The organism is Halosimplex pelagicum (assembly GCF_013415905.1).
Classification (GTDB): Archaea; Halobacteriota; Halobacteria; order Halobacteriales; family Haloarculaceae; genus Halosimplex; species Halosimplex pelagicum.
This window is the reverse complement of sequence record NZ_CP058909.1, coordinates 1745494-1761694: the sequence shown is the minus strand read 5'-3', so window position 1 is coordinate 1761694 and position 16201 is coordinate 1745494. Positions and strand designations below refer to the sequence as shown.

Genomic DNA, 16201 nt, shown 5'->3' with positions numbered 1-16201 from the left:
TCACTCGCCGTCCAGCGCCCGGAGGATCCCCGCGGCGACGGCTCCCATCGCGAGGAATGTGAGTCCGAGGCCGCCGAAACCGTACGCGAGCGCGACCGCCGGCGAGCCGGGAAGGGCGACCACGTACACGAGCGCGGCGACCGCTCCGCAGATCGCCGCGAGCATCAGGCCGAGAAAGAGCGGGAAGTCGGGCGTCAGTTCCGCGGGCACGGCCGATAGGTCGGCACCGACTCCCGTAAGTCCCGGCGTTCCGCGGCGAGGAGTCGAGTATCCGAGGTGGTGGACGTGAACGGAAGCGGTCGTCGGTCGAACGGTTCCCGGAGGGTGTCCCGGTCGAGCCGCGCCCAGGCGAACCTCGCCGCGCTGGCGGCGGCGCTGTTCGCCTTGACGACGGTGACCGTCCTCGGCGTCGCGGCCGCAAACGGCGCCCTCGCCGGCGAGTTCCGGGACGCCGGCGAACGTCACGCGGCGACGGCGGTCGCCGACCGGATCGTCGCCGACGCGTCGCCGGTGACGAACCGCTCGAACGTCCTCGACCGGGGAGCGGTCGCGTCGCTCGACGCCGCGGCGCTCCGGAGCCGCTACCCGATACTCGACGGACGCTCCGTCCGAGTCACGGTCGACGGGCGAGTCGTCGCGGCCGCGGGTACGCCGAGCGGTGGAATCACGCGACGCCGGATCGTCCTCGTCGAACGCCGGCGGAACGAGACGGTCACGCCGTCGTTCTCGGGACCGAACCGCGTCACGCTCCCCCGTCGGACACCGTGGGTCGACCTCGAAATCGGACCGCCCGACAACGTCTCCGTCAGCGCGGTGCGAGCGAACGATCGGATCGTGCTCCGGGACCCAGGCGGGCTCGACGGACGGTACACGGTCTCGCTGTCCCGCCGGGAGACGGTCCAGTTCACGTTCCTCGCCAACAGCAGCCTCGACCGCGGCGACGTGACGCTCACGTTCGCACCGAGCAACACGACCAAGGCGCGACTCGGGGTGACCGTCGATGACTGACGCCGCCGAAGGGCCGCGTGCTCACTCGGCTGCGGACCGCGACGACCGCGCGCAGCTCCCGATGCCGGCGGTGGAAGGGGCGCTGGCGGTGTTGCTGGTACTCGGAGTCGTTGCCGGGTTCGCACTCAGCGTGCCACAACCTGACGAAACACAGCAACTGGACGCCTACGCCGAGGACGCGGCGACGATCCTGTCGCAGGAACCGCCGCGCCACCGCGGCGGAACGCGCCTGGCGGAGGTGACGCGGTCGGCCGAGACGTTCGAGCGCGAGCGAGACGCCCTCGACCGCCGCGTCGAGCGCATCCTGCCCGACAACGTCATGTTCAGGGTGGAGACGCCGTACGGTCGCGTCGGCCACCGCAAACCGTCCCGCGTCGCGACCGGTGCGGCCACGGTGACGACCCGCCACGGCGACCTGACGATCAGGGTGTGGTACGCGTGAGACGACGGCCACTCGAACCGGACGCCGACCGCCGCGGACAGATGGTGCTGCTCGCCGGCGTCGTCGTCGCGCTTGCGCTGGTGGCGATGCTCGTCGCGTACCTGCAACTCGGCTACCACGCCGACGTGCGGACCGCGAGCGTCGACGGCGAAGCCGCGGCCGACGGGCGGTCGTATCTCCAGCGGACCACACACGAGACCTCCCGGGCGCTCCGCGGCGAGTTCACCTGGAGCGACCGCGGGCGAGCGGTCACGGAGGCCCGAAATCGCCTCCAGCCGCGGATACGAACGCTGCAGCGGTCCCGCGTCGAAGCGGGCATCGCGTACACGGTCGAGTTTAACCGGACCGCCGCACAGCGGTGGGCGACCGCGAACTGTCCGAGCGGCTCGGGGCGGGAGTTCGGTCCCTGCGCGGCCGACCGCGGCGTCGTCGTTCAGGAACGAGGGGGACGATCCCTCCTCCTCGCGGTCGGCTACGACCTAACCGTGACGACCGACCGCGAGACGGTCCAGCTCACCGTCGTCGCGCCGGCGGTCAAGTAACGACCGGCATCCCTTTCGCAGTCGGTGGTGATAGGAGTCCAATAATGCCCCTCCAGTACCTCCTCCCCGCCATGGTCGCGTTCGTGTTCGTCATGTTCGCGGCCTACGCCGGCGCGCTTCGGGCGCTGGACGTGTATTTCGACCCGGAGCAGGACAGTGTCTTCCTCTCGGACGACTCCGAGCCCCCGAACGACCGGGAGGTGTGACAGCTACCGCAGCGCCGGGGCGACGGCGACGGTCCCGACCAGCAGGGCCAGCAGCGCGACGGCGGATACCAGTCCGATGACGACTCTCCGGGACAGACGGGCTCGTCGCCGGGACTCTCACAGCATCCTTCGGGGTAGGCGGATCACTCTCGCTCGTCCGTCTGGTCCCTGACCTGATACGGGTCGGTGTACGGTTGGTAAGCGAGACCCGCCCCGATCTCTGCCCAGTCGTCGTGGTCGTCGTCTCCGTTCGTCCCGTCGGAGTATCCGAGGAACGTGGCGGGCGCGTTGTAGTTCATGACGCTGGGATACTCGTCGTGGTCGAACTCGTGCGAGTCGACACCGGCGGCGTAGATACCGAGGACGTGCCCCAGTTCGTGCATGACGACGGGCGTCGTCACGTCCGAGCGAGACTGGTCCGCGGCGTAGAACGAGTCGCTCGTCGCGAAACCGGCTTCCTCCATGCCGTTGTCGGGAATGTTCACCTCCTCGACGATCCGCCCGTAGTAGTAGCCGACGTTGTCGTGCCCACCACCGGAGCAGGCGCGGTCGATCGTTCCGGGGACTTCCTGGGGCGGTTCGGTCGTCCCGTCACACTCCAGTTCGTCGTCGAAGTAGACGTGGAGGTCGATACCGTCGCGGACTTTCGACTCGTCAACTGTTCCGTTTTCGAAGATCTCTTCGACGCCCGTCGTCGTGTTCACGGGCGCATCCCTGAACCGCTCTTTCATCGCCTCGACATCGTGGTCGTCGAGTTTCGTCCTGTAGTCGAGTTCGAGGAAAATATCTTTCTCCAGCGGGTCGGCGTCGGGGAACCGGTCGGTCATGTTCACTTCGACCCCGTCGGGGAGCCCGTCACCGTCGGTGTCCTGATGGGTCGGTGCGGTGCCGTAGATCTCGATCTCGGCGGAGTCGTTCAGCGTATCGCCGTCGGAGTGTGCGTCGCCAGGGTCAGTGTCGTACCGTCGTAACTCGACGGTGTCGTTGATCGTGTCTCCGTCGGTATCGACCGCCGTCGGATCGAGCCCCATGCCGAGTTCCCTGCTATCGTTCAACCCGTCGCCGTCGGTATCGGCCGCCAGCGGGTCAGTCTCGTGGATGTTGACCTCCCGATAATCGTCCAGTCCGTCCCCGTCGGTGTCGGCGGCGGTCGGATCCGTCCCGCGGTCGAGCTCCGCGCTATCGTTGAGACGGTCATCGTCCGTGTCCGCGACCGCAGGGTCGGTCTCGTGGACCCTGATCTCCGCGGTGTCGTTCAACCCGTCGCCGTCCGAGTGGACGGCCAGCGGGTCGGAGCCGTGGTCCTCGACCTCCGCTCTGTCGGTCAGGCCGTCGCCGTCGGTATCGACGACGGTCGCGTTCGTCCCGTACTCCAGGACTTCCGCGCCGTCGGCCAGTCCGTCGCCGTCGGTATCGGCCCTCGCCGGATCGGTTCCCACCGCCAGTTCCCTGCTGTCGTTCAACCCGTCGTCGTCCGTGTCGGCGCGCTCAGGGTCCGTCCCCAGTTCGCGCTCGCGAGCGTCGCCGAGCCCGTCGCCGTCGGAGTCCGGGACCGCCGTGGGACTGGGCGTCGCGGTCGGACGCTGCGTCGTAGTCGTCGACTGGCGGCCGTCTCCGGAAGTCGGCTGATGCGTCGGCGTCGTCGAGGGGGTCGCGGCGGCCGTCACTTCGGGGGACGGCTGGTCCGGCGTCCCGGACTGGCCCCCCGCACCGAGGAAGCTACAGCCGCTGACCAGAAGTAACGACACGACCAGTAAGACCCGATACATGTCCTCACAACCACGAACGAATCGAGTTAAACGTTGGGAACCGCCCGGGATGGTGGTCGGACGACACCGACGTGTCGTCGGTGCCCAGATCGGGGGGATCAACTACCGCAGCGCCGGCACGACGGCGGCGATCCCGACCAGCAGGGCGAGTAGCGCGAGCGTCGAGTCGCCGCCCGCGGCGAACAGAGAGGCGCCGTAGCCGAGGGCGACGCCGCCGAACGCGACGACCAGGAAAGCGCCGGTCAGGAGGGAACGACGGCCGTTACGCTGCATCGGCAACTGTCGTCTCGACGGAGGGGTCACGGGGTCGAGGCGGCGATACGGTCCGAGTGTGCATCGGTCGTGGTGTCGTTCGTAGACACTGTACGACGAGCGAATACATTACGGTTTGTGGTTCACAGCCGGTCGAGGTGCGACGGCGCGGCGAATCTCGGAACGCGGTACTACCCTCGTGGGAACCCCTAAGAGCCGAGCGCCCCAACGGGGGGTATGGTCGACCCCGGCCGCGAGACCCAGTACACCGAGTCGGACGTGATCGAGGTGTTCCGCGACCGCAGCGACTACGCGGAGCCGCTCACCGCGAGCGAAGTGGCCGAGGCGCTGGGCTGTTCGCGCCGCACTGCACTCAACCGACTCCACGACCTCCAGGAGGAGACCGACGTGACCAGCAAGAAGGTCGGCGGCCGCAGCCGCGTCTGGTGGATCCCCGTCCGCATGGACGAGTAAGCTACGCGGTCGCGTGCGACGCTATTGCTTGACGGCGAGACCGACATTTACCCGCTCGAAAGCGATTACGACAAGGGCTCGAAAACCAGAACGGTCGTCCGTCGTGTGAATATCACCGAACACGCCGGCGAGACGGTGACCGTCTCGCTGCGAGCGGACGCGCGCCACACGGGTGGCGACAACTCCTGGCTGCGCGCCCACTACATCGACTTCGAGAAGGCGACCGAGGGCGTCGCCACACGCGACTCTGACGGTGACGGCATCCCCGACTTCCGCGAAGTGAGGGGCATCCCGCTCGCGAACGGGCCCACTATCACGCTCGATCCGTTCGATGCGGACACCGACGGCGACGGCCTCGAAGACGGTGAGGAAATCAACCTCGACGCCCGGGTCACCCAGGAACCGCCCAACAGCCAGGCGCTGGAGACCGGGTATCAGTGGTTCAGCAACCCTGCTTCGGGAACAAAGATACTGACGGTGACGGGCTCGAAGACGGTGAGGAGATCTCCGGCTGGAACATCTCGGTCATGAATCAAACCGCCCACCTCAATCAGCCCCTTCGATGGGCGGCCGCGGCGAAGAACAGAGACGGGAACCTCTCCGTGGAGTCAGACCCCCTCCGCAGAGACACCGACGGGGACGGGCTGAACGACACCCAGGAGAAACTGTACACCCACACCGATCCACAAGCGCTCCAGACCTACGAGATCACCAGCCGGCACGAACGGCAGTTCGAGCGGGCATTCCAGGGGAAGTCCTGGGAAGAGTGGCGGCTGAAGGCCGAACTGGGACTGCGGAGTGACTCCTTGCCGGGCGTCGAAAGCATCGAGCACCCGAACCTCACCGACGGGACGGACGACTTCGACTTCGTGACCGAACAGAGCAACGGGCTCGACCGGTTCAACTTCACCGCACTCGACGGAGAGATACGGACGGACTACTGGCTCCCGAATAAAGTGGAGGTCACCAGCTACGACTCGCCGCCACGTAACGCCGGGCCTATCGACGACGGATATACGTATCAGCTCGACCCGTGGGATCCCGACACCGACGACGACGACGGGCTGACCGACGGCCAGGAAATCAACGGTGTGACGGTCAGTGTCGATGGGGCCAGCGAGACGTACACCACCGATCCGACCGACCCGGACACTGACGGTGACGGCTACTGGGACGGCTGGATCGGCGTCTACAACGTCAGTTACGACCACGACCGCGGGATCGAATACGCGGACAATCTTGTGCTGTACAGGGAAGCGTTGCAATCGAGCGGCGTTCCGGTCAAGGATTCGGTGCAGGAACAGGCCGGCTTCCACGCCGTCACGGCCGTGCCGACTCCCGACCAGCAAGGGCACGACGGTGCGGATGTCGCTGGAAATTCCGGGCTGGAACACTCCAATATCCACATCGGTGAACTCCACTGGGCGACTGCGGGAGCGAATACCAACGGGGATCCCACTGACGTCGAGACGACGCCGGACCCCACGCTCGTCTTTGAGGTGGACTACGACGAGCGCATCGCGTGGAACGAACAACGACTCCAGACAGAACTCGGAAACGTCTCGGACAACTTTGCGTTCTACGGTATCGACGTACGGTTCGTCATCGATGATGAGTTGTCGGCTAACGCAGTGCGTCAAGCCGCGGGCAACCCACCACTGTCCAACAGAGACATCAACCGGCTCTGGCAGGTCTACGCCGATGCGGGCGCACAGCGTGCGTACCTCTTTGTTGGCACGGAACACGCGGGCGGGAGCGCCGGTCGGACCTCTCGTCGTGGCGGCACGTACCGGACTGGTTTCGACTTCGGCAACGCACTGTTTATCGATGAACTCCGGAGTGGGAACCCGGGGGAACACTTCCTGGTCACCGGCGTCCATGAAGCCGGCCACCTGCTCGACACCTGCTTCACCGACGAGACGGGTCCGAGTGGTGAAGTGTACTCTGGGTCTTCGAGCGATACCACCCCGGAGTACCTCTCGTTCCCGAACTACCCCTCGATCGATCTCTGGAGCACCATGGCGTCCGGGTGGCAGGGATCCTACGAGGAACCCCCGATGAATGCGAGGTACTCCGCCTTCAGCATCGAAGAACTGTTCACCGTCGATCTGGACAACGTAGACAGCAGGGAGCGAGATGACTGACCGATTGGCGTTCGTCCTCCTCGCGCTCGTCGTGTTCGCAGGCTGCCAAGCCCCCTCACCGGGGCCGACGGAGCAACCGCGCTCAACTGCCAACGCCGAGACCCAAACGGCAATCACGGAGACCTATGAGGAGATCTGGTCGCTCCAGCTGGGTGGTGCCGACATCTCGCTGGGGGAACACCGAACGATCGACGGGTTCGTCGCGGCCAATGGACAGTTTCGAGGGACCGCGTCAGGCGTGTGCGTCGAGTTCTGGGACGCGGACGGGGCCGTTCTGAAGCGGGAGCACCTCGGAAGTATCTCGGCAGCGAACGAATCGTGGCGGATCCCGTTCGACACGTCGCTGCCCGCCGACACCGCGTACGTGGTCCCGACGGTCACCGACTGGCAGACACCGAACACGACTCTCGACCAGACGGTGGGCGTCAGAGTGCTCGACTCCGGTGCGCTACGCTCGTACAGCGTTACCGACTCGGAGCAGTTCGACTGCTAATTTGCTCCGATAACAGCCTTAATTAGACGTAGCAGGGGTATCGTAGACCACACCCAACCGGTCACGCGCGACGACTCCTAGATCGCCGACGGGCTCTCGGACAGCGAAGAGGTCGGCTCAATCGTCCAGCGATCCGTGGCGTTCACCATCGTCACCGACGACGACGACCCCATCACGCAGCGCCTCTCGGGTGGCAACTGGCAGATCCACAACAACCCGACGAAAGTCGGCACCGATGGCGATGGCCTGACCGACGACACCGAAATCGAGGGCTGGACGGTGCCGACGATCAACCGCAGCGGGCAGGCCTACCGCTACGCGACCCACGAGGCCAACGGCTCGGTCCACGTCGATTCGAACCCGCGCAAGAAAGACTCCGACGGCGACGTGATCCCCGACGACGCCGAGAAGTTCCGGGCGCATACCGACCCGAGTGGTGACGTACGCTACGCGATCGCGAACACGCTGGCGACAGGACCGGTCCAGATGGACGACACCCGCGACTCCGACCAGGACGGCTTCCCCGACCGCCAGGAGTTCCGGGGCATCCCCACACAGGTCGACGGGGAGTTCACGCAGTTCGAGACCGACCCGCTGAATCCCGACACCGACGGCGACCAACTGCACGAATCCGTGGAGTTCGAGTCGCTGACCACGGTCGGCCGCGACGTCGGTGCTACGACTGTTCAGCGCGATATCTTCCCTATCATCAGTGATCCCACTGCAGTAGATCCCGACGGAGATCACCTGTCAGACCGGGAAGAAAGAGCGTTCGGGACCGATCCGCTCGACGCAAATCCCGATGATGACCAATTTACCGACTTCGAGGACCAGAACCGTATACTGAGAATATCCCGCCCAAGATCAACCTTTCGTTCGGAGAGGCCGGATTCCCTGGCCTTCGAAACTACTTCGCGACTCCAGCAGTCAGCGACCAGAGCGGTATCCAGAAAGTGGTCGTCAACTTTACTGCTGGGACGACTCGTACGCTCCGAGACCCGACCGGGAACAATGTCAGTTTCAACGTTGCAGGGCCGTTAACGTCACCAGCAGTCACGATCAATGCAACAGACACCAATGGGAATTCCCATATAGTTACTGTCAACCTTACAGATGGAAACAGATCTGTTAGTACGAATCAAGTAATCGCCGGCCTCACAGCTTCAGCGACTAGAACCTCGACGCAGGCTGCTAAGATACCGATATCAAGGATCAATACTGTCGGAATTCTAGTCCTTGCAGGGGAATATGCGATCAGAGAAGAGACAGGGGATGATTGGGTTGAACGGTACAGTACGCCGCTTCACCCGACTGCTTCACTCGATAGATTCCCAGCCGAGGGTGGCGACCTTACGACTGGATACGTAGATGTCTCTGGGAAGTTCGTCCGAGGATACGGTTGGACGTATCTAAAGCGAACCTCCTCTATCACGAAAGAAGAGGTTCGAAGACTTCTAACGGCTGAAAGGACCGAAACGGTCACAGTCGAAGTGGAAACGACGACAGCCGCGAAACGGAAGGTGACAGCCAAGGTAGTGGGTGGAAGCGGTGATCCACGGAAAGTCCTCTTGGCCGTGTCTGCCGCCGGTGCGGTCTCTCGGCAAGTCGCACAAGAACTGAGAGGTTGTAGATGCCAGTGAGGCCCAACAGAACGTCAAAGAGTTCCTCGAACAGAACGGAGAAGAGGCGGTTGACTGTGCGAGTAAACTCGATGGGCCTGTTTCGAGCGAAGCCCTCTCCCAGCTGGACCAGTCAGCGTGTGAACAGCTGCAAAAACTAGACGTAACTAACGAGCAGCGTGCGGGACTCGTATCTGCCTACGCGACTCTCGGTGAACCAGGACAAGCGGAACTCACTGAGTTAGTCGGGCGCGTCGACAGCGAGAGTGTCGAGTTCCTCGCTCAAGCAGAGTCTGAAACGATCGGCGCGCTCTTTGATGGGGGACAGTCAGAAGAGCTCTACCGTCGAACCGTCGTACAACTCGCGGACGAGGAGTCGATTGAGTCCACTGAACAACTTGAGCGTGCTGTTCAGCAGATCGGTTCTCAGAGCGGAACAGTGAGAATCGAAGCAGAGCAGTTTGTAATCAATGCCCGTGGAGACGGGGTAAAGCTCGTCGACGCCCTCTCCGAGTCGGAACCAGATACGCTCAAAGCATTCCTCACAGCCGACCTCAACGATGCGGATATGAGAACGTGGCGTAGCGTTCTCGCAGAGCGTGCAGCCGACTCGAGTTCTGCAATCGAATATCAGGACGTTGGGGAGTATGCCCGAAGCGTGCGGGAGATTCAGAGTCTCGTGGAAGCAGACGGAACACAGATCACGGATCCGAATCGGGTAGTCCAGGAGACGATATACAATAGTGAGGACGACGGCCAGATATTAGGACAGATGCTAGAGGCTAGGCGGACAGTCCACTATGCGAGAGAATATGGAGATGCTGAGGTCGATCCGGATATTGGAGGCACCGCCGAACCCGATATTCGGGTGGGCCGAGGCGGGAACACACTCTATCTCGAAGAAAAGATGGTAGAAGAAGATCTCGATAACGGGCTCAAAATAAAGGACAAAGTGATCGAAGCCGACGGCTCGTTTAACGGAATTGCCGAGAGTCACAATGAGGTCGTTGAGATCAGTGCTCAAGGCGACATCGCTAGTGACTTCAACCCCACGACTTCTGAAGCGGAGACACCAAGGGAATCGTTCAAAACATTAATCCAAGTGGATAATGACCCAAATAAACCTGAAATAACAGGATTGCCACAGAGCCCGGCAGGGTTCGAAAATCCGGAGATGACCATTCGGGTGATCACTAAAGACGGAGAGCTCGTCGATGGTGGCGAATTTACTATCAGAGAGGTGTACGAAGAGGTGAACAATGGAAACTGAAGACTACGAATATATCAGCTACGATGAAAGGCTATTTCGAATCCGACTAGAATCCCCATTAGACGGTCTGAAACCACAGGAACGCTTTGAGAGAGGTATTCTTTCGACGAAAAATATCCTCCGTGGTATGGAACAGATCGTTCGCCCCATCGAGGTAGAGTACTCGATTATTGACCAGAATGAAGAATCCAATCACGAACGACGCTTGATCGATGAGGATGGTCTCTCTACCTCGAAGATCACGGATGCTCTGAAGGAAACTGCCGAGGACATTGGCACTCCTCGCCTCGGAAGCGTAATTATAACTAAAGGGATCCGTGTAACTCTCTCAGACGGAATATTCTATTGCGATGAGTCGACGAACACCGATATCGTTCGGAGAGAGGGTTTCTCTTCGGCGAAGTTTCCTTTTACTCCACTCGAGATCTCTCTGAGGCAGATGGAAGTCATGAAGCCGTGTATGACAGAAGTAATAGACATAACCGGCCATTCGGACCACTGGCTCGACGGGGACGAGGAAAAGTACTACCTCCCGCCAGCGACGCCGTTGGCGAAGCTCGATCAGTCACGACTTGCCACGTCACTTTCCCGACTATACGATAGTATCGACCCTGTCGAACTCACGATCGACACGTTCGAGAATGCGGAGGGGTGGCATACGCCACAAGAGACGGTACCAGGGGCGCATACACTGGAGACTCGCCACATCGTCGAATGGGTTCTAGAGAACTTCAAGCAAAACCGAGACGAGGACTCACTGGAGCTCGAATTTACTGGGGAAGAAGTTCACCCGCTTGTAAACTCACCTGACGAGAAGATCGAGACGTTCCTCCGAAACGCATTTCCGCAGGACCGCTACAGTGAGGGTGCGACCGTGACTGTCAACTACCCTGACGACGAAGCTCTCCTAATAAAAGATGAAGGGGGAAGATGGGATATCAAAAACCAGTCTGACCTGTAGCATCCGGAATATTGAGCCTGACCGGTGATACCGGTGATGCATAGCGAAATTATAATCTACTTCGCATATCGTGACGGCGAGAATGACGAATTGGAGCAGCAACACCGGGAGGCGTTCGAACAACATGCAGACTTCGAAACGTCTCCTGCGTTCGTAGAAACTAAATTTGGTTCAGTCAGAGTGCTCTCGAATGACGTTCCGGACGTGACCGGAATGTCTCATCTGGAAAACTATGAATACGGAGACGAGTGGGACCTACTGTATTCGCCGCTGATCAAGTACTGGATCGGCGAAGACCGGTATCTGGAGGGCGGCGACGATAACCCCTTCGGCGCCGAAGAAGGCGAACCGCTCCAGCAGTTCGTCAAGATGGTCGCGACTGGGTACGAGGCCACCGACGAGCGTCCGGTCGCCGTCTACGCAGAGACGCCACGACACGCGTTCGATATTCACCAGACCGGCAATCCACCGTTCACTGCGGAATCGCTCGCCAACGACGAGTACGACCACCTGAGTTGGCTCGCTGTCTTCACGCCGCCGATGGTCGAAACCTACGGTCGTGAGACGTTGCTGTCGGCCCCTGCCTGGGAGGTCCGAGAACTCGACGACGGCGCCATCATCGTCCTCTGTCACGACGACGTGGAGTGGGAAACGGACTGCCGACACGTTGCCGAGTACATCGGATTACCGGCCCACGAGGATATTCACTGAGTCGAACGCGAAATTCTGGACGTCATTTGAGCTCTCCTACGAGCAACTTTCGATTGATCGATCCTCCTCCGTGGTAACTACTCCGAGTCGAACGGGATCGAGACCGGCCGCGGGTGGGAGTTCATCGACGCGACCGACGACGATGTCACGCTGGAGAACATCGGTCGGGCGCTCGAACCGGACAACGCCATCGGCGTGACGCTGCCCGAATCTGACGATAGCGGGACGACGCTCAACGTCGGCGTCGGCATCACCGGGCCCGTCGACGACCCCGAACTCGTATTCGTCGTCACTGTCGGCGACACGATCCTGCGAGCGACCGCACAGGACCTAAAGGGCATCGACAGCCAAGGCGAGTTAGACGCGGCGCGGGAGTTCCTCCAGGACGACGCCTCGGAGACGACCAAGCGAGTGATGACCGATGGCGGGCTGGAGGACGAGGAGCATCCCAGTGCGCTCGTCGAAGCGCTCGACGACCCCGACGTTCGCTCGTGAGCGCGGCTTGGTCGTCGCCTACGTCAAGGGCACGGGCGACACGGGCTTCGACGTGGTCGCCTGTGAGGACGAGAACGACGACGGTGATTGTGACGCCGACACCTTCCACATTATCGAGGCAAAGTTCAAGTGCGAAAACGGAGGTATTGGGAAGGGGTGGCTGGATAAGACAAAAAGGCCGTGGTGAATCGCCAGACGTAGCTTGATTTCACGGTGTCACGGCTCGCTTGATGTTGTGAACGACACATTTCAGGACGATTTCGCGGAACTCCCGAAACCACGCTCGCGCACGCACGGCGTCGCCGAGCGTGCGCTTGATCGTCGAGAAGACGGTTTCACACGTCGATCGTTGGCGGTAGCGAGGCCCATCGATCCGCGCGTTGTGCGCGTGATCGATGGGCCGAAACTCGCGGTGTTTGATCAGTGGTCTCACGCCCTCCTCTCGGAGTTTCTCGCGTAATTCCATCCAGTCGTAGCCTTTGTCTGCAGCGAGGCTGGCCAAGTCGCCCGCGTTGCGGCGGGCGACCTGCCAGCCGAGCTGTGTGTCGTGGCGTTTCTCGGTCGTACAGTGAACGTCCAGAATCGCGTGGCTTTCTGTGTCGACGAGCGCAGTGGTTTTGAGCGTCTGGACGCGGTAATTCGTCCGGCGGCAGTAGTGTTTGCTGGCGGTTTCGCGGTCGAAGAACGTCGCGTCGATCGCGGCGTGACCGCTCGGGTCGTGCAGCTGCGCCGAGAGGCGCAGCAGCACTCGCCAGAGTGCTGTCTTGATCCTATCAAACCACTTGACCAGCGTCGAGTGATCGGGGAGATCGGTCGCGTCGAGGCCGATCTCTCCGAGTATTTGTGGCATTTCGCTCAGCAGATCGAGTGTTTCCCGGTACGACTTCTCTAGGTAAACCCGCAGACAGTGCAGCGACAGCACCGCGTACTCGGCGAAGCCGCCACCCCCTTCGGGGGCGGCGACTTCGCCTCGCCCACCAACAGCGTTTTTAGCTAACTGAACCGCTTTGTTCGTGAAGCGGGAGATCTTCGACATAGGCATCGGCGATTTCCCGCTTCACTTTCCTCGTTCTGACGGTCGAAGCCAACGCCGTACAGCGATTCACCAGAGCCGACAAAAACCAAAGGTCGACAAATGTCTGATGAATGGATTGAAATTACGATCCAGAATATGGCCCAAAGCGATAATCCGTCGGCCAGAGAGGTTGGACGGGAACTCAATAAAAAAATATCGATGAATTTCAGAAGGAGATTGTAGCGGTTCAAAATAAACGACAGAACACAAAAACGATCGTGGATTCCCTGAATATTGACGAGCTCGAAATTGAACGGGCCCACATCGTCAAACTGGAGAGAGTGATCACGTCATGACTGATATGGAAGAGCGGATTCGTGAAAATCTGGAGTGGAGCATATCCAGTGTGGATCAAAAACTCGAAGCGATCAAAAACTCTGAGGAGAATCTACGACAAAAATACAATAGTCTCGCAATGAGGGAGCAATCTATCGCTGTATTCTATCTCGTCTTAGGCGATCGCTCTCAGTCGAAGAAGTGGTTTGGTTCGTCTGCAGCACACAAAATCAAGTCTGTCGAACAGTATCGTCAGTACACCCACGAGGGTGGGTCTGAGACGTGGGAAAACGAACCTCTGAAAGTCCAGAAGGCGATGTTCTCGTCGATACTCTCGCAGGACGAGGAAACGATACAGAACGCCACGAACGCCGCCCTCGAAATTCCGGAGGCGTATCCAGAAGAGTATCACGGGACACGCTCGTGGTATGACCTCGTTCTCACGCTCTCCAAGTGTATTCGAACGGATATGGAGTATCAGCGTCACCTCAAAGACCTCGTGGAGTATGCAGACGTATTTGGCGAGACGGCTGCACTGCAAGATCGAGGAACCGCCTCTGCAATCGAAGGGATCGTGAACGAAGATAACGAACAAATCGCGGATGGCATCGCAGACATGATCCCCCTGCACGAGAAAGAGAACGACATCGGGTCGCCGAAAGCCAGCGCACTCGTCTGCCGGCCGGCCGCTGCGATATACACGTTCGCGCTGATGCACGGACTCGACCCGGAGATCGACCGCGAGTACGTGCCCGAAGCGCTCGACGACTCCTATATCGAGATCCGGTACTGATCCGCCCGCTACTCGGTCGACACGGACGGCGACGGTGTCGAACGGGACCGTCTAGAACGGCGGGCTGTAGTCCTCGTACTCGTCCATCTCGTCCATCTCGTCGGTCTTCGAGGGCATCACAGCCGCGCGCGGGCCACCGGCGCGGACGACCTCAACGTCCTCCAGGCCGTCGACGCTCGCGGGGAGCCGTTCCTCGATGGCCTTCATCGTCATCGGCGCGATGCCACAGCCCGAGCAGGCGCCGCCGATGGCGACCGTCGCCGACCCCGACGCCTCGTCGACGTCGCGCACTTCGAAGTTCCCGCCGTGTTGCTGGATCTGCGGGACGTTGTTGCTGAGGTAGTTCCGCGTCTGCCGTTCGAGTCCTTCGGCGCTCATACACGTCCACCTTCGAACCCACATATCATAAATCTGTGCGTTTAGGAGTGCCTAAAATCGACGGATTCGAGGTCTATGACGCGCATATTTTTGGGCTCGCCGAAACTCTGTATTCCAGTCTGGTATTTTTCGCCCGGCCTAAAACCCGGTGAGCGACGAGTGGGAGCCCAGGAGTCGAAGGGGTGTGCGGCGAGCGCAAGCGGTTTGTGGGGCTCCCGCGATACGGGACGTGAAGGATGAACGAGGACTCGTCGGCGGCCGACCGCGTCGTGGCGGCGACCGAGGACGGTGCGACCGAAGACGCGCGGGCGGCGCTGGACGCGCTCGGGGCGGCACCGACCGAGCGGCGGACGGACGCGCTCCGGGAGCTGCGGGCGCTGGCCGACGAACGGCCCGGCCGGTTCGGCGGGCTCGCCGCGGCGCTGGTACCGTTCCTGACCGACGACGAGCGGCCGGTCCGGCTGACGACCGCGAAGTTGTTCGTCGCGGTCGCCGGCGCCGAGCCGGCGGCCGTCGTCCCGGTCGTCGAGGCGCTGGCCGAGCGGCTGGCCGACGACGAGGAGTTCTACTACGTCCGGGCGCGGTCGGCGGAAGCGCTCGGCTACGTCGCCCTGGAGCACCCCGACGCGGTCGCCTCGCCGGACGTGCTGGCGGACCTGCGGATCGGGCTGGCGTTCGACGAACCGGAGGTCACCGAGAAACTCGCCAAGGCGCTGGCGTTCGTGGCGCTGGGCGACCCCGACCGGCTCCGCCACCTCGTCGGACGCCTCGCCGAACACCTCGACGACGATAGCGAGTTCGTCAGGTATCACCTCTGTACGGCGCTGGCCGCCGTCGGGTCGACGCACCCGGCGCGGCTGGGCGACGCGAGCGGCCCCCTGGCCGCGCGGCTGGACGACTCCGACCCGCACGTTCGCGGGCGCGCGGCGGAGGCGCTGGCGTCGCTCGTCGCGGCCGACCCCGACGCGTCGCCCCCGGCCGTCCCGGAGCCGACCGATCCCGACGCGGACGACGGCGACGAATTCGCCGCTCGGCGGATGCGCGCGCTCGCGGCCCGCGTCGACGGCGAGGGCGCCGCCGACGAGGCGTCGACGGTCGAGGCGGTCGGCACGCTCGAGTCGATCCGCGAGACGACCGAGCCGGCCGTCGAAGCGATGCGGTCGCCGGACGCCGACGGCGAGTGCCCCCACTGCGGCCTCGAACTGCCCGACCAGGGGCCGCCGATGTGTCCGCGCTGTGGCGCACCGCGCTGATCCGTTTTTGGCTCGCCTAAAATCCGGAACTGATATATAC

At 62.1% G+C, this 16201-nt stretch carries 21 protein-coding genes; 16 read left to right on the top strand and 5 right to left on the bottom strand.

Annotated elements, in window-relative coordinates; translation table 11 throughout:
- Window positions 1-210 carry a hypothetical protein gene (locus tag HZS54_RS08705; protein WP_179921943.1) on the bottom strand — a complete coding sequence of 70 codons (210 nt, stop codon included), beginning with the start codon at window positions 208-210 and terminating at the stop codon, window positions 1-3.
- Window positions 211-279: 69 nt separating this feature from the next.
- On the opposite strand from HZS54_RS08705, the gene HZS54_RS08700 reads away from it, so the two are divergent.
- From HZS54_RS08700 to HZS54_RS08685, 4 genes are read left to right on the top strand one after another with little or no spacing between them, the layout of a single operon-like run.
- Window positions 280-1008 carry a DUF7263 family protein gene (locus HZS54_RS08700; protein ID WP_179921941.1) on the top strand — a complete coding sequence of 243 codons (729 nt, stop codon included), beginning with the start codon at window positions 280-282 and terminating at the stop codon, window positions 1006-1008.
- On the top strand, window positions 1001-1450 hold the full coding sequence (locus HZS54_RS08695; RefSeq protein ID WP_246391857.1) for a DUF7262 family protein: 450 nt from the start codon (window positions 1001-1003) through the stop codon (window positions 1448-1450). The genes HZS54_RS08700 and HZS54_RS08695 overlap by 8 nt, the downstream gene beginning before the upstream one ends.
- A complete protein-coding gene (locus HZS54_RS08690; protein ID WP_246391855.1) occupies window positions 1447-1992 on the top strand; it encodes a DUF7261 family protein in 546 nt (181 codons plus the stop codon). Before HZS54_RS08695 ends, HZS54_RS08690 begins: the two co-directional genes overlap by 4 nt.
- A 44-nt stretch (window positions 1993-2036) precedes the next feature.
- Window positions 2037-2198, top strand: a complete 162-nt coding sequence (locus HZS54_RS08685) for a hypothetical protein (RefSeq protein ID WP_179921939.1) — start codon at window positions 2037-2039, stop codon at window positions 2196-2198.
- A gap of 143 nt (window positions 2199-2341) precedes the next feature.
- On the opposite strand, the gene HZS54_RS08680 is transcribed toward HZS54_RS08685, so the two are convergent.
- Complete coding sequence (locus HZS54_RS08680) at window positions 2342-3967, bottom strand: hypothetical protein (protein ID WP_179921937.1); 1626 nt, start codon at window positions 3965-3967, stop codon at window positions 2342-2344.
- Between the two features lie 102 nt (window positions 3968-4069).
- Complete coding sequence (locus HZS54_RS08675; RefSeq protein WP_179921935.1) at window positions 4070-4240, bottom strand: hypothetical protein; 171 nt, start codon at window positions 4238-4240, stop codon at window positions 4070-4072.
- Window positions 4241-4456: 216 nt separating this feature from the next.
- On the opposite strand from HZS54_RS08675, the gene HZS54_RS08670 reads away from it, so the two are divergent.
- The 10 genes from HZS54_RS08670 (at window position 4457) to HZS54_RS08625 (ending at window position 12573) form a co-directional block, all read left to right on the top strand.
- Window positions 4457-4693 carry an HTH domain-containing protein gene (locus HZS54_RS08670; protein WP_179921933.1) on the top strand — a complete coding sequence of 79 codons (237 nt, stop codon included), beginning with the start codon at window positions 4457-4459 and terminating at the stop codon, window positions 4691-4693.
- A 24-nt stretch (window positions 4694-4717) separates the two neighbouring features.
- Window positions 4718-5224 carry a hypothetical protein gene (locus HZS54_RS08665; RefSeq protein WP_179921931.1) on the top strand — a complete coding sequence of 169 codons (507 nt, stop codon included), beginning with the start codon at window positions 4718-4720 and terminating at the stop codon, window positions 5222-5224.
- Window positions 5131-6837, top strand: a complete 1707-nt coding sequence (locus tag HZS54_RS08660) for a hypothetical protein (protein WP_179921929.1) — start codon at window positions 5131-5133, stop codon at window positions 6835-6837. The genes HZS54_RS08665 and HZS54_RS08660 overlap by 94 nt, the downstream gene beginning before the upstream one ends.
- Entirely contained in the window at window positions 6830-7330 is a 501-nt protein-coding gene (locus HZS54_RS08655) for a hypothetical protein (protein ID WP_179921927.1), read from the top strand. The genes HZS54_RS08660 and HZS54_RS08655 overlap by 8 nt, the downstream gene beginning before the upstream one ends.
- A 279-nt stretch (window positions 7331-7609) precedes the next feature.
- Window positions 7610-8371, top strand: coding sequence for a thrombospondin type 3 repeat-containing protein (locus HZS54_RS08650; RefSeq protein ID WP_179921925.1), 762 nt, complete (start codon window positions 7610-7612; stop codon window positions 8369-8371).
- Between the two features lie 1017 nt (window positions 8372-9388).
- Window positions 9389-10219 carry a hypothetical protein gene (locus HZS54_RS08645; protein WP_179921923.1) on the top strand — a complete coding sequence of 277 codons (831 nt, stop codon included), beginning with the start codon at window positions 9389-9391 and terminating at the stop codon, window positions 10217-10219.
- Complete coding sequence (locus tag HZS54_RS08640) at window positions 10209-11180, top strand: hypothetical protein (RefSeq protein ID WP_179921921.1); 972 nt, start codon at window positions 10209-10211, stop codon at window positions 11178-11180. Before HZS54_RS08645 ends, HZS54_RS08640 begins: the two co-directional genes overlap by 11 nt.
- Before the next feature lie 36 nt (window positions 11181-11216).
- Window positions 11217-11891, top strand: coding sequence for a hypothetical protein (locus tag HZS54_RS08635; RefSeq protein ID WP_179921919.1), 675 nt, complete (start codon window positions 11217-11219; stop codon window positions 11889-11891).
- Window positions 11892-12086: 195 nt separating this feature from the next.
- Window positions 12087-12386, top strand: a complete 300-nt coding sequence (locus tag HZS54_RS08630; protein WP_179921917.1) for a hypothetical protein — start codon at window positions 12087-12089, stop codon at window positions 12384-12386.
- Between the two features lie 7 nt (window positions 12387-12393).
- The gene (locus HZS54_RS08625) at window positions 12394-12573 is read left to right on the top strand and encodes a hypothetical protein (RefSeq protein ID WP_179921915.1); all 180 of its coding nucleotides are present in this window, start codon (window positions 12394-12396) and stop codon (window positions 12571-12573) included.
- Between the two features lie 21 nt (window positions 12574-12594).
- Here the strand turns inward: HZS54_RS08625 and HZS54_RS08620 are convergent, their stop codons facing one another.
- Window positions 12595-13422 carry an IS5 family transposase gene (locus HZS54_RS08620; RefSeq protein ID WP_179918055.1) on the bottom strand — a complete coding sequence of 276 codons (828 nt, stop codon included), beginning with the start codon at window positions 13420-13422 and terminating at the stop codon, window positions 12595-12597.
- A 331-nt stretch (window positions 13423-13753) separates the two neighbouring features.
- Between HZS54_RS08620 and HZS54_RS08615 the strand changes: the two genes are divergently transcribed.
- Window positions 13754-14530, top strand: a complete 777-nt coding sequence (locus HZS54_RS08615; RefSeq protein WP_179921913.1) for a hypothetical protein — start codon at window positions 13754-13756, stop codon at window positions 14528-14530.
- Between the two features lie 51 nt (window positions 14531-14581).
- Here the strand turns inward: HZS54_RS08615 and HZS54_RS08610 are convergent, their stop codons facing one another.
- The gene (locus HZS54_RS08610) at window positions 14582-14908 is read right to left on the bottom strand and encodes a NifU family protein (RefSeq protein WP_179921911.1); all 327 of its coding nucleotides are present in this window, start codon (window positions 14906-14908) and stop codon (window positions 14582-14584) included.
- A 236-nt stretch (window positions 14909-15144) separates the two neighbouring features.
- Between HZS54_RS08610 and HZS54_RS08605 the strand changes: the two genes are divergently transcribed.
- A complete protein-coding gene (locus HZS54_RS08605) occupies window positions 15145-16161 on the top strand; it encodes a HEAT repeat domain-containing protein (protein WP_179921909.1) in 1017 nt (338 codons plus the stop codon).
- Window positions 16162-16201: the final 40 nt, after the last annotated feature.